The sequence below is a fragment of the Citrobacter sp. Cm046 genome (assembly GCF_030333065.1).
GTDB classification, from domain to species: Bacteria; Pseudomonadota; Gammaproteobacteria; order Enterobacterales; family Enterobacteriaceae; genus Citrobacter; species Citrobacter murliniae.
This window is the reverse complement of the sequence record NZ_JAOWGP010000044.1, coordinates 471,201-495,080: the sequence shown is the minus strand read 5'-3', so window position 1 is coordinate 495,080 and position 23,880 is coordinate 471,201. Positions and strand designations below refer to the sequence as shown.

Below are 23,880 nucleotides of genomic sequence, written 5' to 3'. Positions count from 1 at the left end.
CATTCTTTTTATGGTAATTCTGTTTTATCTGGATCAAAACATTATATCTGTTGCGTTAAAACGTTTCTTTGATAGATGATATATTGCATTAAGTGCTGTCGTAGAGGATGCCCGCAATGAATCATCACCCCGTCAAATCATCTCGTATTGCATCCGTCGGTTATGACGAATCCTCCTTCACGCTTGAAATTAGGTTTCACCATATGGGTACGCTGCAATATCAGCATGTCCCAGCCCGTGTTTTTCGCGATTTCCTGAAAGTAGTGTCTAAAGGCCGGTTTTACGATGGAGTAATAAAAGGCAAATTTCCTGAAATCAAAATAAAGTGATGCCAAAATGTGACCTCTGTCATTGTACATAAAGTGCCATTACGCGGTAAGCTTTAGATGGATACTTAAACAGGAGGTTTTATGAACAGAACGATTCTTGTACCCATCGATATTTCAGACTCAGAATTAACTCAACGCGTTATTGCCCATGTTGAAGCTGAGGCAAAAATTGACGATGCGCAGGTTCATTTTTTGACCGTCATTCCGTCATTGCCCTATTATGCTTCTCTGGGACTGGCCTACTCGGCAGAGTTACCGGCCATGGACGATCTGAAAGCCGAAGCAAAATCTCAACTGGAAGAGATTATCAAGAAGTTCAATATACCGACTGACAGAGTACAGGTGCATGTTGCTGAAGGTGCACCAAAAGACAAAATTCTGGAGATAGCAAAAAAATTACCGGCAGATATGGTGATTATTGCCTCTCACCGCCCGGACATCACCACTTACCTGCTGGGTTCTAACGCCGCTGCCGTAGTACGTCATGCGGAGTGTTCGGTTCTGGTTGTTCGCTAAGCTGTTTGGCCCGCACATCGCTGCGGGCTTTTCATTTCTCACCCTTTTACCCCACGATTCCTGACCTAAATGTGCTGACATTTTTCCCGCTTATCCGTACCATACACGCCACAGTTTTTATATCAGACTTCTTTTTGCCGGACTATCCGGCGTGATGCATACGCTTCTGATGCCACACTATGAATTGAGCCTCTACTAAATGTCGCAAAATCAAGATTTTAGCAAGAAAGAACAATACAACCTGAACAAATTACAAAAGCGTCTGCGCCGTAACGTGGGCGAAGCTATTGCCGACTTCAATATGATAGAAGATGGCGATCGTATTATGGTTTGCCTTTCCGGTGGGAAAGACAGCTACACCATGCTGGAAATTCTGCGTAACTTACAGCAGAGCGCACCAATCAGTTTTTCTCTGGTTGCTGTTAACCTTGACCAGAAACAGCCTGGATTCCCGGAGCATGTTTTGCCGGAGTATCTGGAACAGCTTGGCGTTGAATATAAAATCGTCGAAGAGAATACCTACGGTATCGTCAAAGATAAAATTCCTGAAGGTAAAACCACCTGTTCTCTCTGCTCCCGCCTGCGTCGCGGTATCCTGTACCGCACTGCAACAGAATTAGGCGCCACGAAAATTGCGTTGGGGCACCATCGCGACGATATTCTGCAAACGTTGTTTTTAAACATGTTTTATGGCGGGAAAATGAAAGGCATGCCGCCGAAACTGATGAGCGATGATGGTAAGCACATCGTGATCCGCCCGTTAGCCTACTGCCGAGAAAAAGACATCGAGCGTTTCGCCGAAGCCAAGGGCTACCCGATTATTCCATGTAACCTTTGCGGTTCACAGCCTAACCTGCAGCGCCAGGTGATCGCCGATATGCTGCGCGACTGGGACAAACGTTACCCTGGGCGTATTGAAACCATGTTTAGCGCGATGCAAAACGTTGTGCCTTCACACCTTAGCGATATCAATCTTTTCGATTTCAAAGGCATTAAACATGGTTCAGAAGTCGTGGACGGTGGCGACCTGGCTTTTGATCGTGAAGATATCCCGCTGCAACCCGCCGGCTGGCAGCCAGAAGAAGATGACAATCAACTGGATGAGTTACGACTGAACGTTGTGGAAGTGAAGTAATTTACGACTCGTTTTATCAGGCCTACAAAGCGCGTGAGCGTCTGTAGGCCTTCAGGCTGTGCGCCATCAGGCGCTCCGGCACGACATTTATTTCAGTAGACGAACCCGGCAAGTTTTGCCTTTGATTTTACCGCCTTGCAATTGCTTCCATGCTTTATGCGCTACGGCCTGGCGAACGGCGACATAAACATGCGCCGGATGAACGGCAATCTTGCCTATATCAGCGCCATCCAGACCGATATCTCCGGTCAGTGCCCCTAAAACATCTCCTGGACGCATTTTTGCCTTTTTACCACCGTCAATACACAGCGTTGCCATTTCGGCTTCAAGCGGCACGATTGCGCTATTGCCTGGTGCAGGCAGCCAGTTCAGCTTCAGCTGTAACATTTCGGAAAGAATATTGGCACGTTGAGCCTCTTCCGGCGCACAGAAACTGATAGCCAGCCCGCTGTTACCGGCACGCGCCGTACGTCCGATACGGTGTACATGGACTTCCGGATCCCATGCCAGTTCGAAGTTAACTACCAGCTCAAGTGATTTAATATCGAGGCCTCGCGCAGCAACATCGGTTGCAACCAATACGCGAGCGCTTCCGTTCGCAAAACGAACCAGAGTTTGATCACGATCGCGCTGTTCAAGATCACCATGTAACGACAGTGCACTTTGTCCTGCCGCGTTCAGCGCATCGCAAACTGACTGACAATCTTTTTTGGTATTGCAAAAAACAACGCATGATGCCGGCTGATGCTGACTAAGCAATTTTTGCAGTAACGCAATTTTGCCGTGCGCAGAAGTTTCAAAAAATTGCTGTTCGATGGCGGGTAACGCATCAACTGTATCAATCTCGATCGTTAACGGATTTTGCTGCACCCTACCACTGATAGCGGCAATCGCTTCCGGCCAGGTTGCTGAAAACAGCAGCGTCTGACGTGAAGGTGGTGCAAAGCGGATCACATCATCGATCGCATCGCTAAAGCCCATGTCCAGCATACGATCGGCTTCATCCATGACCAGCGTATTCAGGGCATCCAGAGAGACTGTTCCCTTTTGCAGGTGGTCAAGTAAACGGCCTGGCGTAGCGACAATGATGTGCGGCGCATGTTGAAGTGAATCGCGCTGCGCACCAAAGGGTTGTCCACCGCACAAGGTTAAGATCTTGGTATTGGGCAGAAAACGCGCTAAACGACGAAGCTCACCAGCCACCTGGTCAGCGAGTTCCCGCGTCGGGCACAAGACCAGTGATTGCGTCTGGAAAAGAGAGGCATCAATATGCTGTAAAAGCCCAAGACCAAACGCGGCCGTTTTGCCACTGCCGGTTTTTGCCTGCACGCGAACATCTTTTCCGGCCAGGATCGCCGGCAGCGCAGCGGCCTGAACAGGCGTCATTTCAAGATAACCCAGCTCATTGAGATTCTCGAGTTGGGCGGCAGGCAAAACATTCAGGGTAGAAAAAGCGGTCACAATTTTATCTCGCGGTAAAAACTCACATTCAGCAGGCGCGTATCCTCGCAGATCTCCGCCTGTGATGCGACAATTTAATCGGTTCTTGATCCGGTGGTGGGTCCGGCATCGGTTGCGGACGGGGTATCGGATCGGGTACAGGGACCGGGTCGGTAGGTAACGACTCGGCGTTTGGGACTTGTAGCTGCAGTAATGCAATCAGGCAGGTCATATTATCCTCCAGTCAATCAGGCTGACTCTTTTAGGGTAGACGCTGATTTCCTGCAGGCAAAAAAAAGCCGACTAATCTAAGTCGGCGTCGTACGAATCAATTGTGCTATGCAGTAATTCAAAAAAGGAAGTAAGACAATATGGAGCGCAACGCCCATCGCTTGACGTTGCATTCACCTGCGAGAGAGATATTGCCCCGAATAGGTAGATGGTTTATTGACTTCGCTCAAAAGAATGGGCGTTTTCATCTGCGAAAGGCTCTAAAAAACGTTGTTGTTACAACCATTTACTACGATGCAACCATAAAGTAACACCACCAATCAGGACAACTAACAGAATACAAAACAACGAGAAGCCAAATTGCCAGCCTCCACCAGGAATGCCTCCGAGGTTAACGCCGAATAATCCGGTTAAAAATGTGCTGGGTAGAAAGACCATTGCCATCAATGACATGGTATAGGTTCTGCGAGCCAGCGATTCCTGCATAACCTGCGCAATTTCATCCGCCATAATGCCGGTTCGGGCGATACAAGCGTCTATCTCATCCAGACCTCTTCCCAGTCTGTCGGAAATATCCTGCATCCGGCGGCGCTGGTCGTCGGTCATCCACGGTAAACGGTCACTCGCTAAACGCGAGTAAACATCGCGTTGAGGAGCCATGTAGCGACGCATGACAATCAGTTGCTTACGCAGTAATGCCAGAAAGCCTCGTGGCGGGATTTGCTGATCAAGCAAATTGTCTTCCAGGTCGATGATTTTATCATGCAGTTGCTCGATAAATTCGCTGGCATGATCGGTCAAGGCATCGCACACATCGACCAACCAGCCTCCGCAATCATTCGGTCCCGTCCCTTCCTCCAGCTCGCTGACCACATCATCCAGCGCCAAAACTTTACGCTGGCGTGTAGAAACAATCAGACGCTCATCCATATACACACGCATCGCGACAAGCTGGTCTGGACGTTCATCGGTGCTGCCATTAATACAGCGCAACGTGATCAACGTGCCTTCGCCCATTCGGCTTACGCGCGGGCGCATGCTTTCTCCTGCCAGCGCATCACGCACATTGTTAGGAAGTAACGGCGTTGTCGCCAGCCATTGCGCGCTATCCGGATGGGTATAATTAAGATGCAACCAACAGGGATGCTGACTGTCGATAACATCGTTATCATCAAGCGGTTTCACCCCACCTTGGCCATCCAGCAGCCAGGCAAATACGGCATCCGGCACATTAACTTCAGATCCCCTAATGGCTTCCACAGCACCTCCACATACACTCAGCTTTTTCGTTAGTCTAGCCTTCAGAATATGTTAAGCAATATCTCATTGTCCCATTGTGCTGAAATGATTCAGAAAAATGTTCAGATAAAGTAAAAAGCGCCGACGATGTCAGCGCTTTTACAGCAGGATTAGAATGAATGACCATATCTATCCCGTCGACTTATTCCTGTTACAACAGAACTGCCTCTGGATTGTGTGAGTGGATCAGCCACTGAGATAGTACTCAAGCGAAATTTATGTGTTCGGGACTGGAGGTCATTCACCTGACTTTTCAGAATACCTGAAGAGTCAGATAATTCATCGACCATGATGGCATTGCTTTGGGTCACATTTTCCAGTTCAGCCAGGGCTTGGGTAATCTTCGTGATCCCTTTTTCCTGCTCCTGCGTTGTCGTCAGTATTTCACCCATCAACTGGTTTAATTGGCCGGCACCATCGACAATGTCCTGCATATTTTTTTCTGCTTCGCGCACAACAGCTGCACCCTGCTGAACATTGTAATGTGTCTCATCAATTAGCCGTTTAATATTTTTTGCCGCCTCTGCGCTACGATGTGCAAGTATTCTCACTTCACCTGCAACCACGGAAAATCCTTTACCATGCTCACCTGCCCTTGCTGCCTCCACTGCGGCATTCAGTGCCAGGATGTTCGTCTGAAATGCAATGCCATCTATCAGCGTAATAATTTCCGTCATCTGTTCCGCACATTCAGTAATAGAGCGCATATTTGACGCTACCTGCACCATTAATTCGCCGCCCTGACGCGCGGATTGCGTCGCGATATTAGCCTGAGCGCTGGCCATCTGCGTGTTATCCGCATTATTTCGTGTGCTGACTGCGATTTCATCCATGTTTGCGGTTGTTTGCATTAATGCCCCTGATTGCTGTTCCGTTTTAACTGACAGCTCAGCACTGCGCTCGGCGAGTTGTTCTGAGAGCGTCATCGCAGTTCTTGAGGACGTTCTTATCTCACTGACTAAGGATGAAATATTGTTCGACAAGCTATTAATACCGGGAATGAGCCGACCTGCACAGTTATTTCCGAATTCTGGAATGCTGATTGCCAGATTCCCTGATGTAACCTCTTCGATACTCCTTTTTACGGTATTGATCGGCACCACTAGGTATTTTGTCATGTACCACCACAGACATAATATAGAAATAGCATTTACAATATTAGCGTAAATAATTACATCCAGTCTGGCAGATAATATGAATTCAACGACATTGACGATAACAAGAGTGAACACCAGAAATAAAATAATAAACGTCCTGACACTGATGTTATTTAACATATGATCCTGCTTATCAAGGAATAATGCGGGTATTATTTTTATAGCATCTGCGATGTAGATTGCCATTACTCCATAACGAAACCTGAACATTCAATTAGAGCATGCCGCCTTTTCACTTAAGTCACAGTATTACGCCATCAGTTTATGCTAGCTTGGTATTTTATCCTGATAACGATGAAAATCTGGCGGGCTGTCGATGTTTTGTAATGCCAGCCGGGTTAAGCCCTCCCTTCTAAACCTATAAATTTAATTAATACTTATATAAGTAAACTATGGGTATTGGCTTGCTATGCATGCTTCGACTAATACTGCGGGTAAAAAAATAAGAGCGCTCCTGGTTTTACCAGGTTAACTGGACAAAACCTGCTAAATTTATCATCACGGCTTTTTTTCGATGGGTAGTATGATGTTGCACGTTTCGTGGGACCCTGTATTGATTGGGATTTCCTTTGTTGTCGCTTTTATCGCCTCTTTTATTGCTCTCGATAGTGCGGGCAAAGTTGCTATATCCAGTCGACGAGAATCTACCTTCTGGCGACTATCTGGTGGAGCAACGTTGGGCATGGGGATCTGGTCAATGCACTTTATCGGCATGCTGGCCATGAAAATGAACATGCCCATAAACTATCACGTTCCCCTCACCGCCTTTTCTTTCTTTATCGCGCTTGCCAGCGCAACCCTCGCTATTAATATTGCGATCTCTGGCAAGACGTTATCGATAAAACGGCTTGCCATCGCGACAAGCGTATTGAGCACCGGCGTGGTGACTATGCATTACGTCGGCATGGCCGCCATTATCGAGCATGCCGCCATTACATGGGATTACTCGCTTATACTGCTCTCGGTGATCATTGCTGTTGGCGCATCGGGAGTCGGTTTATGGCTTGCTTTTCATTTACGACAAAATACCCGACGTGTATTGATTAACCGACTTATTGCCGCGCTGATTATGGCGCTGGCAATCGCCTCCATGCATTATACCGGGATGGGGGCGGCGACCTTCACGCACGCAGGGCACGGTCAGAACGACGGGATCGGTACGCTTGAATTGTCCATCTGGGTGTCAGCCATTACTCTGGTAATTCTGGGTATTATGCTGGTTATCTCGATGGTGGACTCTCAACTGCGTACATCCCGGTTGGCTGACAATCTGCATCAGTTAAACTGCCAGCTTGAGCATCAGGTACACTTCGATTCTTTGACCGGCCTGGCTAATCGTGCGCAATTCGACGCCTGTTTGCAGGCCTGCCTGCGGCATTCCAAACTCCATCAACAACGCTTTGCGCTGGTCTTTATCGACCTCGATCGGTTCAAAGTCGTCAATGATACCTGGGGGCATCACATTGGCGATCAGCTACTGATTGCCAGTACTCAACGGATCTATACATGCCTTGATGACACCATGACACTCGCAAGACTGGGGGGCGATGAGTTTATTCTTCTGGTGCCCGACAGTAACAAAGATGCTATCTCCGCCCTGCTTACCCGAATTGCCAGTGTCATTAAAGAACCTTTTACACTGTTCGGACGCACTATCAGGGTCTCATTAAGTGCAGGAAGCAGTATTTATCCTGAGCACGGTTCAACGCTGCATGAGCTCAAAGTGAAGGCAGACATGGCGATGTACCATGTCAAACAGGCTGGCAGAAACGGCTGGGCGCTTTATTCACCGGAAATGGAGACTATTGCCGCTACGCCTCCCACCTTTTTACAGGAACTGTCGCAAGCGCTTGAGCGGAATCAATTTGAGTTGTGGTATCAGCCGAAATATACCGCAGGCGATCATTCGCTGGCAGGTTTTGAAGCGTTACTGCGTTGGCATCACCCTGAGCGCGGTGTGCTGTTGCCTGCTGAGTTTCTGCCTGCACTTGAGGAAACAGGTCTGATACTTCCTGTTGGTACCTGGGTTCTCCAGCAGGCCTGCTTCCAGTTGCATCAGTGGAAATCTCAGGGTCATGGAGAGTGGACTCTCGCGGTGAATCTCTCACCCGCGCAGTTTGAACAACATGATATCGTCGATATTGTCTGCAACGCCCTGGCACAATATCAACTTTCACCTGCGCAATTAACACTGGAACTCACTGAGAGTACCGCGCTTAAAAATCTCAAACGCAGTGTGGAAGTATTGAATACCTTTTCTGCTCTTGGGATCATCGTTTCTATTGATGATTTCGGCACTGGTTATTCAAATATATTGATGTTGAAATCTCTCCCGGCCCGGGAATTAAAAATCGACAGAATATTTGTTAAAGATATTAGCGAAAACAACAAGAACACAAAAATCGTGTCTACTATTATTGACATAGCCCAATCCATGAATATGTGCGTTGTTGCTGAGGGAATAGAGACTCCGGAACAGGAAGCGTTGCTAACCCAAATGGGGTGCGGAGTATTACAAGGTTTCCTGTTTGCTAAGCCGCTGCCAGCGCACAGAATCCATGAGTTGCTGCAAACAGAAAGTACCGTTAAAACTAAACCAGTCTTACAGCCATTATCTCACCGTCAATCAATAACATTGTGAGCGTGAACAATAAGAATTAGAGCCTGGCCCAGTAGGCGTACATTATTGCAGCCAATTTAGAACTCTGTCAGGGGCCAAAATGGCAAATAAAATAACCTAATGGAACAGGCTCTTATTCGCCCTTAAACCGGCAACACAGCATATAAAGATAACGGGATTATCGATGAGCACAACTGAACTGCATTCACTGGATTTATTAACCATTCCGGTCTGGATCGTTTTGCCCCACACCGAAGAGCTGGTGTTCGCCAATGCCGTTGCGCGGGAAATAATGCCTGAGCCGAGCTTTTCCCGACTCAGGAGGGGAATATTCTCGACCCATGCCCAGGCGGATTTGCCGATGTATCTCGGTGATTTGAGAAATCATCACGACATTGTAGAAATTATCACCGTTTATAGGGATGGCGCGGAAATAGCACTGTCCTGCCGCCTGTCTATAAGAACTCTCGCCAACGTTGGTGATGTTATCCTTTTTGAAGGTATTGAGACCCCCAGCGCACAGGGGCTGAAAGCCAGTCGTTCCGCTACCTATCAGCGTAAGAAACAAGGGTTTTACGCGCGTTTTTTTCTGACAAACTCAGCGCCGATGTTGCTCATCGACCCCTCACGCGATGGGCTTATTGTCGATGCGAATTTGAGCGCGCTAACTTTCTATGGCTACAGCCATGACGTGATGTGCCAGAAACACACCTGGGAAATAAATATGCTGGGCCGCCATATACTACCGGTAATGCACAAAATAGCGCATTTGCCTGGTGGCCATAAGCCCTTACATTTTGTTCATAAACTTGCTGATGGCAGCACCCGTCACGTACAAACCTACGCCGGTCCCATTGAGATTTACGGCAACAAACTCATGTTGTGCATCATTCATGATATTACTGAACAAAAGCGCCTGGAACAGGAGCTGGAACGGGCAGCCCTTCATGACGCATTAACCGGGTTACTTAACCGCAGACATTTTTATCAAATTACCGAGCCCGAACAGACACACGCTATATTATTAACTCAGGATTACAGCCTGCTGCTGATCGACACCGATCGGTTTAAGAGCATTAACGATCTCTTCGGTCATTTAAAAGGAGATGAAGTGCTTTGCGCTCTGGCTCGCACGCTGGAATCTTGCGCGAGAAAAGACGATTTGATTTTTCGCTGGGGTGGTGAAGAGTTTGTCTTGCTGCTGCCTCGTACGTCTCTGGATGTCGCCATTAATCTTGCTGAGGTGATACGCGCGACGGTAGCCAGGGTCACTCTTCCTGGTCTGCCCCGCTTTACCGTGAGCATCGGCGTGGCACGTCACGAAGCTAACGAAAGTATTGATGAGTTATTCAAGCGCGTGGACGACGCGCTATATAAAGCCAAGAATGAAGGCAGGAACAGAGTGCTGGCAGCCTGAGGTTGAATCAGTTAGCGGCTACGTTTCGCGTGACGTTCCCAGTTATCCTGTTTTGCCTGCGCCGTTTTACGTAACGCAACATAACACGCTCCACTGCCACCATGATGCGGCAGTGCGGTGCAATAGGCCTGCACATCGTCAAACTCCGTCAACCAGCGCGCCACGTAGCTGCGTACAATATTGGCATGGGAATTATCGTCACGTCCCTTGCCATGAATAACCAGTACGTTACGCAAACCATCCTGTTGTGCCTGAAGAATAAAGCTGAATAGCATCTGACGGCATTTTTCGATGGGCTGACGCAGAAGGTTGAGGCTCGCCTGCTGAGGATATTTTCCGGTACGCAACTTGTCGATAACGCCATGCTGCAAACCTTCGCGACGAAACTCCAGTGGCACGCTTAGAGGTACGATATCGAGGAAGCCTGTCGAGAGGTAATTATCTAATTGCAGTGTATCGATACGTGCCGGAGTGCGCAGGTTTCGTACAGGTTGCCAGTGAACATCAGCGCAGCCTTTCAGAGGTTCAACATCCCCCATTGCCTCAAGAAACAGCGATGCATCATCAAGGTTCATGTTTCATCCTCCAGCGTTTTTGCGACGGCCATTATCATAACCGCGCAGTATTACACGGACAACGGTTTACGGTAATTTCCAATAATTCGCATAGATAACGAGGGGTTCAATAGTGGATCTAAGGGGGTATAGCTGTGTATATCAATGGCGTGATATTGTGTGATCCCGCTGAATTGCCGCGCCTGTAATGAGAGAAACGGATGCTGAATTTACTTGAAGACACTATCGCAACGCCACTGGGGCCACTGTGGGTTATTTGTGACGAGCAGTTTCGCCTGCGCGCCGTGGAATGGGACCAGCACCGTGATCGCATGGAACAACTACTGGATATTCATTATCGTACTGAGGGTTATCGGCGTAGTGCCGTCAAAAATCCCGGCGGGTTGAGCGACAAGCTGTCAGACTATTTTGCAGGAAACCTTAGCATCATTGACTCGCTTGAAACCGCGACCGCGGGAACACCTTTCCAGCGGGAAGTATGGCAAGCACTACGCACAATCCCGTGCGGACAGGTGATGCATTATGGACAACTGGCAGAGAAGTTGGGGCGTCCTGGCGCAGCCAGAGCCGTTGGTGCCGCGAATGGTTCTAATCCGGTGAGTATCGTTGTCCCCTGCCATCGCGTTATTGGACGTAACGGCACAATGACAGGATATGCTGGTGGTGTGCAGCGAAAAGAGTGGTTGTTGCGCCACGAAGGCTATTTGCTTCTCTAGGATCCAGGCAATAAATGCCTTATTCATCACACTTCCACATATAACACCCTCAAATAAAATGCGGTTAATCAGATAGATACAAACATTCAACCAGCTTATGCCTGAATTATTCTCTATTGGGAGTAGCTCAGGCTTACGTGCTCACCAAAAAGATGTTAAAATTGACAAATATCAATTACGGCTTGAGCAGACCTATGATCCCGGAAAAGCGAATTATACGGCGCATTCAGTCTGGCGGTTGTGCTATCCATTGCCAGGATTGCAGCATCAGCCAGCTTTGCATCCCGTTCACACTTAACGAGCATGAGCTTGACCAGCTCGACAACATCATCGAGCGCAAAAAGCCTATCCAAAAAGGACAGACGCTTTTTAAAGCAGGTGATGAGCTTAAATCACTCTATGCGATCCGCTCCGGTACGATAAAAAGTTACACCATTACCGAACAGGGCGATGAGCAAATTACCGGCTTTCATCTGGCTGGCGACCTGGTTGGTTTCGATGCCATTGGCAGCGGCCATCACCCAAGTTTCGCCCAGGCGCTTGAAACCTCAATGGTATGCGAAATTCCGTTCGAAACTCTGGACGATCTGTCCGGTAAGATGCCTAACCTGCGTCAGCAGATGATGCGTCTGATGAGCGGCGAGATCAAAGGCGATCAGGACATGATCCTGTTGTTGTCAAAGAAAAATGCGGAAGAGCGCTTGGCGGCCTTTATCTACAATCTGTCCCGTCGTTTCGCACAACGTGGCTTCTCACCTCGCGAATTCCGTCTGACAATGACTCGTGGCGATATTGGTAATTACCTTGGATTGACGGTCGAAACTATCAGTCGTCTGTTGGGTCGATTCCAGAAAAGTGGCATGTTGGCGGTAAAAGGCAAATATATCACTATCGAGAACAGCGATGCGCTGGCGGTCCTTGCCGGTCACACACGAAACGTTGCTTAATCTTTCAGGTTAACCTTCTGTCAAATCGTTAAATTTCCCGATTTATTGATTTGGCAGGAGGTTCTCTCCTTTTTCACATAATCCCTTCCCTTTTAAAAAAAGCCTTCAACAGTACAGACGTTTATTACAGTCTGCTGTTTCATTTTTTATTTTCTTTTTAAGCCCGATTCAGTGTAAAAATAATTTGACATCAATTGAAATGTAAAGAAATGAAAATTTAATCTTATTCATAATAAAGTATGAGTGAAGTCGGTCCAGGAAAATCCATAGTTATGATCATAACAAAAATGTAATGTGAGATAAAAACCCCAACAAATTTAAACATTGCAAGACATCGTCTTCTTCACCCCCTGTGCCTTGAATATGCCTGCAGATTCAATGGTTCAGGGCTGCCTGCAACTCGCTGAAACTGAATTCATAAGTGAGGTGAATGTATTATTGCGACCGGTATAAAGCTCAGGAGAATACCTCTAATTACGTAGTTAATATTTTTAGTCATTAAATAAATGGACTTAAAAGACGTAATAACAATTAAGCATCAAATACGACTCATTCTCATGTCAATTTGTAAACAGAAGAATTGAGTGATGATAGCTAAATTAAGGTAAAGATAGGGGTAATTATTATGGCCTCACAATATGACTTTACTGTCACACTGCACGATCTCGCTTTTATTCTCAAGCAGATCAAAATATCAGAAGCCGCAACTAACCCTGACGGCACCATCAATGGTGATGAACTTCGTGAGTTAGTCTCCAGCCCATTGTTACCGTATGGGCTACGCACTGTTGATGGTTCATGGAATAACCTACTGCCGGGTCAGGAGCTATTTGGTTCAGCCGATCAGACTATGCCGCGGTTAACAGCACTGAACTGGCAGGACGCAGATCAAATGACCAGTTACACCCAAATCGGCGGGACGGTTATTGATGCTGACCCTCGGGTTATCAGTAACTTAATATCTGACCAAACGGCATCTAACCCGGCTGCGTTGGAAGTTTACAACTCATTAAAAAATGCTCCCGGAGGAGGAACCACTTCGGAAAATGGCAGTTTGTCCATTCCAAACCAGTCTCCAGATATTGGCCTCTCCCCAGCTTTTAATGGCTGGATGACCTTTTTTGGTCAGTTTTTTGACCATGGGCTGGACTTAATACCAAAAGGAGGAAATGGCATTGTCTTCATTCCGTTGCAACCCGACGATCCTTTATACGTAAAAGGATCGCCGACAAATTTCATGGTATTAACTCGGGCACAAGTTGATGAAAACCATGAAACTGTAAACCTCACCACTCCATTCATTGATCAAAACCAAACCTATACCTCCCACCCTTCGCATCAGATTTTTATCCGTGAGTACGTATTAATCGACGGTAAACCGGAACCTACTGGTAATTTATTAGGCGGAGTTAATGGCGGACTGGCAACCTGGGCTGATGTTAAAAACCAGGCCGAAAGTTTGCTGGGAATTAAACTCACCGATCAAGATGTTTTTAATGTTCCACTTCTGGCGACTGACCGCTACGGTAATTTGATTTTAAGTGAAAATGGTAAAGTACAGATTGTTACCACTGGCGGGTTAGTCGAAGCTAACGGTGGTCTATTACCGGATGGAACGCTCCGAACCGGGCATGCTTTTCTCGATGATATTGCACATACTGCCGCGCCAAAATCAGGTCTTGTGGCTGATAGTGATAATGCCATTGGGGGTGAACAACCTGCCGGCACCTATGATAACGAACTGCTCGACCGCCACTTTATCACCGGAGACGGACGTGGTAACGAGAACATTGGTTTAACCGCTGTACACGCAGTATTTCACAGCGAACATAACCGCCTGGTTGAACAATATAAAACTACCCTGCTGGAAACGGGTGATATTGATCTTATTAACCAGTGGCTGATGCCGTCACACCAAATTACTGAGCTACCGGCAGATACCAGTACCCTGGTATGGAATGGTGAGTATCTATTCCAGGCGGGGCGCTTCTCCACGGAAATGCAGTATCAGCACCTCGTTTTTGAGGAGTTTGCGCGTACCGTACAACCCGCTGTCGATCCGTTTGTCTTCTCTAATACGGCGGATATTAATCCACTGATTTTTGCTGAGTTTGCGCATGTGGTTTACCGTTTTGGACATTCGATGCTCACAGAAACCGTGGCCCGTACCGACATCGATATGCAAAGCGGGGATATCGGCCTGATTGCCGCGTTCCTAAACCCGGTTGCATTTAATGAAATTAACGGTGTCACCGTTACTGACGATCAGGCGATCGGCGCAATTGTGCGTGGCATGACGCGGCAGGTTGGCAACGAAATTGATGAGTTCATTACTGATGCCCTGCGTAATAACCTGATTGGGCTGCCACTTGATTTAGGTGCGCTTAACATTGCCCGTGGCCGGGATACGGCAATGCCGACATTAAACCAGGCCCGCGAGCAGTTCTTTGAATTAAGCGGAGACTCTCAGCTACGGCCATATACCAGCTGGGCTGATTTTACGACGTACCTGAAAAACCCCGCTTCAATCATCAACTTTATGGCGGCCTACGGCCAGCATGAGTTGATTCTTAACGCCACCACCCTTGAAGGTAAACGCGCGGCGGTAAACTTTTTGTTGTTTGGTGATGCCAACAACTCCCCGCCAGCTGACGCAATGGACTTCTTCAACAGTACCGGTGCATGGGCCACCAAAGAATCTGGCCTGAATATGGTCGACTTCTGGATCGGTGGTCTGGCGGAACGTAAAAACGAATTTGGCGGGATGCTCGGTTCGACCTTCAACTTTGTTTTTGAAACACAAATGGAAATGTTGCAGGACGGCGACCGTTTCTACTATTTGAGCCGCGTTCAGGGGCTTAACTTGCTCAATGAACTGGAGGCGAACTCTTTTTCCGCCCTGGTGATGCGTAACAGCGACCTCGGTGAAAACGGTTCCTCTCACCTCCCCGCCAACCTCTTCCAGACGCCAGATCATATCTTCGAGGTGAACCGTGTACTGCAAACGGAAATAGATCCTAAATGGGGTAACCCACTGAAAGATTTGCTTTCACCTTTGTTGGTACGTCGTGATCCCGGTGCCGATGTGAACGGTGATGGTTTTGCGGATGGTGGTTACCTTAAATATACCGGCGACGGACACGTCGTGCTCGGTGGTACCGCCGGAAACGATACGTTAATCGGTGGTAAAGGTATCGACAGCCTGTGGGGTGACGGCGGTGATGACCGTCTTGACGGTGGCGATGAAGCGGATGTGGTCCACGGCGGTGACGGTAATGACATCATTACAGACACCGGTACGCCCGTTGGCGATGCCGACTTCCTGCATGGGGATGCCGGGCACGATGTTATTTTCTCCGGCAACGGTAACGATCTGGTCTTTGGCGGCACTGGCAGTGACTTCGTGGTGGTAGGCGAAGATGCTCAGGAAGTCTTCTCTGGTCAGGATAACGACTTTGCGCTGGGAGGATCGGGCGGCGACTTCCTGCTGGGTAATGAAGGCGACGACTGGCTGGAAGGCGGTGACGGGTTTGACACGCTCGCTGGTGATAACTCTGAGTTGTTCTTCAACAGCACTATTATTGGTCATGATGTCCTGAACGGTCAGGGTAACGACACTGACTACGATGGTGAAGCCGGTGACGACATAATGGTTCAGGGCGCGGGCATTCAACGAAATAATGGTATGGCGGGTTTTGACTGGGCTATCCATAAAGGCGATCCGAACGGCGCTAACTCTGACCTCGGGATCCCTATTTTCGTGAACCAGCAAGAATTTATTCTGCGTGACCGTTTTGACCTGGTTGAAGGGCTATCAGGATGGAAACATAACGATGTGTTAACCGGCACTGAACAGCCCATCGGTACGGCCCCGGTTCAGGGTGTTCCTCTTTCCAACAACCTGACTCAGGAAGGTGCGGACAGAATTGACGGTCTACAGGCTATCCTGGGCGTAGAGCGTTCCGCTAACCCTGATACGGTTCTGCTGAATCCTGATGATGGTAGCGACATTTTACTCGGTGGCGGCGGCAGCGACCGTATAACCGGTAAGGCTGGTAATGACATTATCGATGGCGATGCCTGGCTGAATGTGCGCATTGCCGTAACCGGTATGGCAGGTCTCACCAGTGCCGAGAGTATGGCCGAATTGAAATCTTACATGCTGGCTGGAACGTTGAAACCGAATCAACTGTCAATTGTGCGTGAAATCTTGCATGACGGTGATGGCACAGAAACGGATGTTGCGGTGTACCGTGACATTAGCAGCAACTATGCCTTTACCCGTATGGCAGATGGAAGCCTCCGGGTCGACCACGCAACACCAGATGCCGCCTTAAATCTTAATGATGGTATTGACCGTTTACTGAACATCGAAAAACTGGAGTTTGGTAACGGCGAACAGTTATGGGTAACGGCGCAAAAAGCGACTGGCGACCTTGCAATCAATAATGCTGCACCTTCTGTGGGCGACTTACTGCGCGTTAATCTGGCGAACTTGTTAGATGGTAACGGCCTCGCTGCGGATGTGGCAATCACGATGACATGGCAGGCATTTGTTAACGGCCAGTGGCGGGATCAGGCAACCGGGGTGGAGTTCAGAGTGCCGGGATCTATTCAGGGTGCTCCGCTGCGCGTCGTCGCCAGTTTCAACGATCGGATGGGCGATGCTGAAACCTTAGTATCAGCGCAAACCCAGGCGATCATGCCACGCAATCAGGCGACAACCGGCGTGCCAGTGATTAATGACCTGACGCCGACTGAAAGCCTGACGCTTACCGCCGTGGTATCAGGCATCGCTGATGCCGACGGCCTGAGCGGAGGCAATTTCACCTACCAATGGAGAATGAGTTCCCCGACCGGATTCGTCAATATTATCGGCGCGACATCGGCCACCTACACCCCCGGTCAGGCGATGGTTGGACGGACATTACAAGTGGTTGTCACCGTCATTGATGACGAAGGTAACCCCCCTGTTGTTCTGACATCAACAACAACTCAGCCTGTTGGCGACCTCATTGTGGGGACTAACGCCGGTAACACGCTGACAGGTACTGCATGGAGTGACATTCTGCGCGGTGAAGGCGGTAATGACACCCTGCTTGGACGTGCGGGTGATGACCTGTTAGTTGGCGGGGCTGGTAACGACACGCTCTCTGGTGAAGCAGGACAAGACACGCTGCAAGGTGATGCAGGAAACGACATGCTTGATGGTGGTCTGGGTGCAGACAGCATGACGGGCGGAGCCGGAGATGACACCTATATCGTCGATGATTTTGGTGACGTAGTTATCGAAGGTGTTAATGGCGGGACGGATGTTGTCCGAACCAGTCTGAGCAGTTATGACCTGAGCGATAACGTTGAAGAACTGGTATTTACCGGAACCGGCAGTTTTATCGGTACCGGGAACGGGATTGCCAACATCATCACAGGTGGGGCCGGTAATGACCAACTGTTTGGTATGGGGGGCAACGACCAGTTGTTTGGTGGCGTCGGAAATGACTTCCTTGATGGTGGAGATGGCGCCGATAACCTGCAGGGTGGAAACGGTAACGACGTCATGATTGGCGGTGCTGGTGCCGATACGCTCTCCGGTGGGAACGGCGACGATATTCTCAATGGCCAGGAAGGAAATGACAATCTGGATGGCGGTGCCGGAAATGACATTTTTGCCTTCGGATCAAACTTTGGGCAAGACCGCATTACCGGCTTTGACAGTAACCCAAATGGCGGCCAGGACTATCTTGATCTGGTATTCCTTGGTATCAACGCGGGTAATTTTGCCAGCAGCGTTGCCATCACCGGAAGCAATGGCAACACCATCGTGACCATCGGCGCTGACACCATTACGTTAGTGGGCGTGAATTCAACCACCGTTAATATCGGTGATTTTTACCTGGAACTCCCAACCACACTTGCCAGTAATAACGGCAATAGTTCATTGATCGTATAAGGAGAAGACCATGTCGCGCCAGCATACGCCAACAGAACTGAATGATGCATTAAAAGGAACGAAACCCACTTTTCTTGTACTGTTATTTTTTAGTTGTGTGATTAATATGCTTATGCTGGCGCCGGCAATTTATATGCTACAGGTTTACGACCGTGTTCTGGTGAGTAAAAACACCACCACATTGTTAATGTTAACCTTATTGATTGTCGGCTTATACATCATCATTGCCATGATCGAATCTGCCCGTTCAAAGGTTATGGTCAGATTGGGTAACAGGCTTGATGTGAAATTGAGCCAACTGATTTTTAATTCGGCCTTTAAACGAAAAGTTGCCACCGGTGACAACAACCCCGCGCAGTCTTTAGCGGAGCTTGACCAGATCCGGCAATTTCTCTCCGGCAATAGCTTGTTTGCGTTACTGGATATTCCCTGGACGCCGGTTTATCTATTTATCGCTTTTATTGTCCATCCCCTGTTGGGATATCTTTCACTCGGTGGAATAACCCTGTTATTTATTCTGACGCTGGTATCAGAAATTGCCACCAAACGCCCTATCCAGCAAGCCCATGCGTTAACTATCACTAATGCCAGTAAACTGAATAAACAGTTGCAAAACTCCGATGCTATCGAAGCTATGGGAATGCTCTCCACCCTGAAATCCAACTGGCAGGAGCAGCATAATAAAGTACTGGTACTGCAAACACAGATAGCAGATAAAACGGCGGGATTAAGCAGTCTGAGTCGTTTTGTTCGGGTACTGCTGCAATCTATTGCGCTGGGTGCCGGTGCCTTACTGGTCATCGGCGGCCATATTACTCCGGGCCTGATGATTGCCGCGTCCATTATTCTTGGGCGAGTCCTGAACCCGGTCGAACAGGTTATCGGAAGCTGGAAACAGTTTGTGCAATTTCGCAGTGCGTGGCACCAGTTATCAAACCTGCTTAAAGAATACCCGGCGCCCAAAGACGTACTGCCCCTGCCGCGACCCAAAGGGAATATCAGCGTTGAGAGCGTATTCGCAGCGGCACCAGGCCAGCATGCTCCGCTATTGCGTAATATCTCATTTCAGCTCGAACAAGGGGAAGTGCTGGGGATTATTGGCCCCTCGGCATCAGGAAAAACATCGCTGGCTAAAGTTCTGGTTGGCGTCTGGAAACCGTTATCGGGAAAAGTCAGGCTGGATGGCGCAGATATCTGCCAGTGGGACAAAGAATTGCTCGGCCCCTCGATTGGCTATCTTCCACAGGATGTTGAACTGTTTGATGGCTCTATTGCGCAAAATATCGCCCGCTTCACGAAAAATGATAGCGAACTGATTGTCGCTGCGGCGCAACTGGCAGGTGTACACGAGATGATCCTGCGTCTGCCCCAGGGATACGACACGTTACTGGGTGCTGGCGGGCACCAGCTCTCTGGCGGTCAACGCCAGCGCATTGGGCTGGCGCGCGCAGTCTACAATAACCCTGCATTTATTGTACTTGATGAGCCGAATGCCAATCTTGACGACGCCGGTGAATTCGCCCTCGTCAAAGCTATTAATACCTTGCGTACACAAGGGCAAACCACCGTCATTATTTCACACAGACCCACACTACTCGGCGTGGTCAATAAGGTATTGCTTCTTAATGACGGAGCCATCCAGGAATTTGGTACCCGCGACCAGGTTTTTGCCAATCTACGGCAGGCCAATATATTAAAACCGGTTGCAACGTCTTCTTCATCCAACAATGAACAAAAACGCGAGGCATGAAGATGAAAAATAAAGACAAAATTGCTGACCATACTGACGCTGCCGGTGTTGATACTAATATCTGGACGCCGATTATTCGCGGGATAATTGTCATTGCCCTCGGTGTAGGTGGCTTCTTACTGTGGGCGATACAAGCTCCTCTTGATGCTGGTGTGGTCGCGGACGGCACGGTGACGGTCTCGAGCAACAGGAAGACAATTCAACATCTGAGCGGCGGACGGGTAACCGATATTTTTATTAAGGAAGGTGACGTAGTTAAAAAGAACCAGGTGTTAGTGCGTCTGGATAAAATGCAGCTTGATATGCGCTTCAGCGCATTAAATGCCCAATATATTTCAGCAAAAAGTATTGAAGACCGGTTACTGGCGGAAAGAGATGGTCTGGAGGCGATCGCTTTTAATGAGGCACTGACACAACAATTTTCCGGCAATAAACGTCTGGCTGATGTCAGAAACCTGCAAGCCAAACTCTTTGATACGCGACGTAAAACAATCCAGGATGAATTATCGATGATTCAGGAAACTCTCGATGGCTTGGTGGGACAAACGGATAATTTAAATAAAATAAAAGGCTATCGCGATCGCCAGTTCAATCTGATTAGCCGGGAATTAGGCGCTATTCGTGCGCTGAGTGAAAAAAATTATTATCCCAAAGCGCAATTGCTGGTGCTTGAGCGCGAGGCCGCTGAAATATCCAGTAGTGTCTCAGAAGACATTCTGAACATTGCCAGGCTCAAATCACAACAAAATGAATTGAAAATTAAAGCCTATCAGGTGCGTCATCAATATCTGCGGGAAGTAGAGTCTGAACTTACCGAGAATCAGAAAGAAGTGGCCATGCTGGAAGATGAACTGGTTTCAACCCGACATGAGCTGGATAACACGGAAATTCGCTCCCCGATTAACGGTATCGTGCTGGACGTTAAAGTCAGTACCGTCGGAGGAGTTATTCAGCCTGGCGAACATCTGATGGATATTGTCGCCGCCGGACAACCGATGCAAATCGATGCCAAAATACCGGTGCATGCCATTGATAAGCTGGCGCCGGGATTAACAGTGGATGTTCTGTTCCCTGCCCTTAACCATGCACTTTTGCCGTCAGTGCCTGCCCGTGTTCTGACCATCTCGGCTGATCGACTAATCGATGAAGCCACTCAGCAGCCCTATTATCTTGCAGAAGTGCAGGTTTCTTCTGAAGGTGCGCGATTGTTGGGCGATTACAAAATTAAAGCGGGGATGCCCGCCAGCGTGACGATAAAAACCGGAGAGCGGACATTTTTAAGCTATCTGTTCAAACCGCTGATCGCCCGCCTGGAACTGGCATTTAAAGAGTATTGATTAAGCGTAAGGAGGCATGGTGTTCATTAGCAAGCACCATGCCTGTTTATGCCATTGCTGGTTGCCCGGCTTTCTTGTAACCTTTCGCTTCGCAAGCCTGCTGCGCTAATCACTCAATCTGGAACTACTGAACTGGACTTCATATGAATGCTCATCTATCTAAAGACCCTTTACATGGCGTAACGCTTGAAATGCAGGTTAATGCGCTGGTTGAGCGCTTTGGTTGGGCTGAGTTGAGCCAACTTATTAATATCAACTGTTTTAAAAACGAGCCGAGCGTTAAATCCAGTTTAAAATTCCTGCGTCGTACGCCGTGGGCCCGCGCTGAAGTTGAAGCGCTGTATCTTGATTCCTTACACGATGTAGCCCCAAAAAACACCACAGCGCCTGCTATTGATCCCTGGGCTAACAGCCGTATTAATAAGAAATAAGAGCCATATCAGATGTCAGCACCCGGTTTTTTTTCAGGTAATCATCAAAAAAAGCTGGCGACACTCATCGCCCGTTCTCGCAATATGCTACCAGTATCCAACGCAAAATGGTTTGCTGCGCTCGTTGGCAGTATGCTTTTACTCGGCAGTTGTTCTTCAGAACCTCCCGGGAAGAAAACCACTCCGCAACCTCCGGTGACAACACCGCAACGCAGCCAGGAACCCGTGCGCGGCATCTGGCTGGCGACCGTTTCCCGTCTGGACTGGCCGCCGATATCCTCGGTGAACATTAGTTCACCCGCTGTGCGCATTAGTCAGCAGCAGAAAGCCCTGACGGATAAGCTGGATAATCTGAAACGCCTCGGGATCAATACCGTCTTTTTCCAGGTAAAACCGGACGCCACCGCGCTCTGGAAATCTAAAATCTTGCCCTGGTCAGACACTCTGACAGGGAATATTGGTGAGGATCCTGGTTACGATCCGCTGCAGTTTATGCTCGACGAAGCGCATAAACGCGGCATGAAAGTGCATGCCTGGTTTAACCCCTATCGCGTATCCGTCAACACCAAACCCGCAACGGTAGCAGAATTAAACCGGACGTTGACCCAACATCCATCCAGCGTCTATATCCTGCACCGGGACTGGATCCGCACGTCTGGCGAACGTTTTGTACTGGACCCAGGCATTCCGGAAGTACGAGACTGGATCACCGGTATCGTGGCGGAAGTCGTTGAGAACTACCCCGTCGATGGCGTGCAGTTCGATGACTATTTCTACACCGAGTCACCTGGCTCTGCGCTTAACGACACTCAGACTTTCAGAAAGTATGGCCAGGGATTTGACTCTAAAGCCGACTGGCGGCGGTATAACACGCAACGGTTAATCGAGCAGGTTTCGCAGACTATCAAAAAAATGAAACCTGAAGTGGAATTTGGCGTCAGTCCGGCAGGTGTATGGCGCAACCGTTCGCACGATCCGGCAGGTTCCGACACTCGGGGTGCAGCAGCATATGATGAGTCTTATGCCGATACGCGCCGTTGGGTGCAACAAGGATTGCTGGATTACATCGCACCACAGCTTTACTGGCCTTTCGCCCGCGATGCAGCGCGTTATGATGTGCTGGCAAAATGGTGGGCTGATGTCGTGAAATCAACCAATACGCGTCTGTATATTGGGGTAGCACTGTATAAAGTCGGAGAACGGTCATCGAAAGAGCCAGACTGGGCTGTGAAAGGTGGCGTACCGGAGTTGAAGAAACAGCTCGATTTAAACGAGTCTGACCCGCACATTAACGGCACGATCCTGTTCAGAGAAGATTACCTTAACCAGCCGCAAACCCAGGATGCGGTCACCTATATTCGCGACCGCTGGGGGCGTTAGGTGTTGTCCGTCGCTGGCGCTACACCGTTAAGCGGCGGATATTTTCATTAATTTGTTGCTGAATAGTCTTCAGGGTGGCAGGTGTGATCTGCTCAGGGAATTTGTCTTTGGCTGTGTCACTCCATGCCGCGGCATACTCACTGACCCTGTCGATAATCTCGTTCACTCTTTCGGTAGATAGTTCGGCTTCTTTTTCGCCAAGTCTCTGGAGTTGTTTTCTTTCAATATCCAGCGCCTCTCCCATCACATCCATTTGATGATAGCCACCTGGTCCTTCACGGTATGTAACATCGTACGCCGGAGCCAGGGTCCAGTTGCCATCTGCCGACATCAAATAAGCAAAGTTTTTCGGATGATCGTCCCGGTTGTTGAATGCCACATTGAAGACAACCCGTTCAAAGGCTTTTGCTTTCTCCCGGACATCATTGGTGCAAATTTGGGTCGAACGTAAAAAGCTCCGGTCATCGAGAGCGCCAGGTATCTGGTAATTGGCTCCGGTAAGTGCCGCCAGACTTTGCATAGGAATACGCATCTCCTGCTGACGGTCAAACCGGCGGGTCGCAAAAGCAGCCTGCCCATCCGGCAGATTAAGCAACGTTATAAAGGATTTAACTATGCTGGCGTGCCATAAAATAAAAACGCCCTCGAAA

Annotated in this window: 17 protein-coding genes and 1 pseudogene; 12 read left to right on the top strand and 6 right to left on the bottom strand. The window is 48.8% G+C overall.

The window, feature by feature from the left end:
• The first annotated feature begins 116 nt into the window (after positions 1–116).
• The 3 genes from OGX98_RS20220 to ttcA all read left to right on the top strand — a co-directional run bounded on the left by OGX98_RS20220 (position 117) and on the right by ttcA (position 1,980).
• Positions 117–329: a KTSC domain-containing protein gene (locus OGX98_RS20220; protein WP_286595844.1), complete on the top strand. Its 213-nt coding sequence runs from the start codon at positions 117–119 to the stop codon at positions 327–329.
• A gap of 81 nt (positions 330–410) precedes the next feature.
• Entirely contained in the window at positions 411–845 is a 435-nt protein-coding gene (gene uspF / locus OGX98_RS20215; RefSeq protein WP_045442862.1) for a universal stress protein UspF, read from the top strand.
• A 199-nt stretch (positions 846–1,044) separates the two neighbouring features.
• A complete protein-coding gene (gene ttcA, locus OGX98_RS20210; protein ID WP_045442865.1) occupies positions 1,045–1,980 on the top strand; it encodes a tRNA 2-thiocytidine(32) synthetase TtcA in 936 nt (311 codons plus the stop codon).
• An 87-nt stretch (positions 1,981–2,067) separates the two neighbouring features.
• On the opposite strand, the gene dbpA is transcribed toward ttcA, so the two are convergent.
• The 4 genes from dbpA to OGX98_RS20190 form a co-directional block, all read right to left on the bottom strand.
• Positions 2,068–3,441: an ATP-dependent RNA helicase DbpA gene (gene dbpA, locus OGX98_RS20205; RefSeq protein WP_045442869.1), complete on the bottom strand. Its 1,374-nt coding sequence runs from the start codon at positions 3,439–3,441 to the stop codon at positions 2,068–2,070.
• Positions 3,442–3,469: 28 nt separating this feature from the next.
• A complete protein-coding gene (ynaL, locus tag OGX98_RS20200; RefSeq protein ID WP_071828929.1) occupies positions 3,470–3,652 on the bottom strand; it encodes a proline-rich small protein YnaL in 183 nt (60 codons plus the stop codon).
• A 275-nt stretch (positions 3,653–3,927) separates the two neighbouring features.
• Entirely contained in the window at positions 3,928–4,911 is a 984-nt protein-coding gene (zntB, locus tag OGX98_RS20195) for a zinc transporter ZntB (protein ID WP_045442872.1), read from the bottom strand.
• Positions 4,912–5,060: 149 nt separating this feature from the next.
• Positions 5,061–6,227 (bottom strand): methyl-accepting chemotaxis protein, encoded by a 1,167-nt coding sequence (locus OGX98_RS20190; RefSeq protein WP_200042268.1) that lies wholly within the window; start codon positions 6,225–6,227, stop codon positions 5,061–5,063.
• A gap of 406 nt (positions 6,228–6,633) precedes the next feature.
• Here OGX98_RS20190 and OGX98_RS20185 point away from each other — a divergent pair, with 406 nt between their 5' ends.
• Positions 6,634–8,748 carry a putative bifunctional diguanylate cyclase/phosphodiesterase gene (locus OGX98_RS20185; protein ID WP_286595887.1) on the top strand — a complete coding sequence of 705 codons (2,115 nt, stop codon included), beginning with the start codon at positions 6,634–6,636 and terminating at the stop codon, positions 8,746–8,748.
• Between the two features lie 163 nt (positions 8,749–8,911).
• Entirely contained in the window at positions 8,912–10,144 is a 1,233-nt protein-coding gene (locus OGX98_RS20180; RefSeq protein WP_286595843.1) for a GGDEF domain-containing protein, read from the top strand.
• An 11-nt stretch (positions 10,145–10,155) separates the two neighbouring features.
• Here the strand turns inward: OGX98_RS20180 and smrA are convergent, their stop codons facing one another.
• Positions 10,156–10,719, bottom strand: coding sequence for a DNA endonuclease SmrA (smrA, locus tag OGX98_RS20175; protein WP_286492741.1), 564 nt, complete (start codon positions 10,717–10,719; stop codon positions 10,156–10,158).
• A 200-nt stretch (positions 10,720–10,919) separates the two neighbouring features.
• Here smrA and ogt point away from each other — a divergent pair, with 200 nt between their 5' ends.
• The 7 genes from ogt (at position 10,920) to OGX98_RS20140 (ending at position 23,230) form a co-directional block, all read left to right on the top strand.
• The gene (gene ogt / locus OGX98_RS20170) at positions 10,920–11,435 is read left to right on the top strand and encodes a methylated-DNA--[protein]-cysteine S-methyltransferase (RefSeq protein WP_045442884.1); all 516 of its coding nucleotides are present in this window, start codon (positions 10,920–10,922) and stop codon (positions 11,433–11,435) included.
• Between the two features lie 194 nt (positions 11,436–11,629).
• The gene (gene fnr / locus OGX98_RS20165; RefSeq protein WP_003020397.1) at positions 11,630–12,382 is read left to right on the top strand and encodes a fumarate/nitrate reduction transcriptional regulator Fnr; all 753 of its coding nucleotides are present in this window, start codon (positions 11,630–11,632) and stop codon (positions 12,380–12,382) included.
• Between the two features lie 625 nt (positions 12,383–13,007).
• Positions 13,008–18,332 carry a peroxidase family protein gene (locus tag OGX98_RS20160; RefSeq protein WP_286595841.1) on the top strand — a complete coding sequence of 1,775 codons (5,325 nt, stop codon included), beginning with the start codon at positions 13,008–13,010 and terminating at the stop codon, positions 18,330–18,332.
• Between the two features lie 10 nt (positions 18,333–18,342).
• On the top strand, positions 18,343–20,082 hold the full coding sequence (locus OGX98_RS20155; protein ID WP_225760923.1) for a type I secretion system permease/ATPase: 1,740 nt from the start codon (positions 18,343–18,345) through the stop codon (positions 20,080–20,082).
• Between the two features lie 2 nt (positions 20,083–20,084).
• The gene (locus tag OGX98_RS20150; RefSeq protein WP_052369278.1) at positions 20,085–21,419 is read left to right on the top strand and encodes an HlyD family type I secretion periplasmic adaptor subunit; all 1,335 of its coding nucleotides are present in this window, start codon (positions 20,085–20,087) and stop codon (positions 21,417–21,419) included.
• Between the two features lie 143 nt (positions 21,420–21,562).
• Positions 21,563–21,850 (top strand): VF530 family protein, encoded by a 288-nt coding sequence (locus tag OGX98_RS20145; protein ID WP_045442897.1) that lies wholly within the window; start codon positions 21,563–21,565, stop codon positions 21,848–21,850.
• Between the two features lie 12 nt (positions 21,851–21,862).
• A complete protein-coding gene (locus tag OGX98_RS20140) occupies positions 21,863–23,230 on the top strand; it encodes a glycoside hydrolase family 10-like protein (RefSeq protein WP_286595840.1) in 1,368 nt (455 codons plus the stop codon).
• 19 nt (positions 23,231–23,249) lie between these two features.
• Here OGX98_RS20140 and OGX98_RS20135 read toward each other — a convergent pair.
• Positions 23,250–23,819, bottom strand: a pseudogene (locus tag OGX98_RS20135) (type II toxin-antitoxin system HipA family toxin); the annotation flags it as partial.
• Between the last annotated feature and the right edge of the window lie 61 nt (positions 23,820–23,880).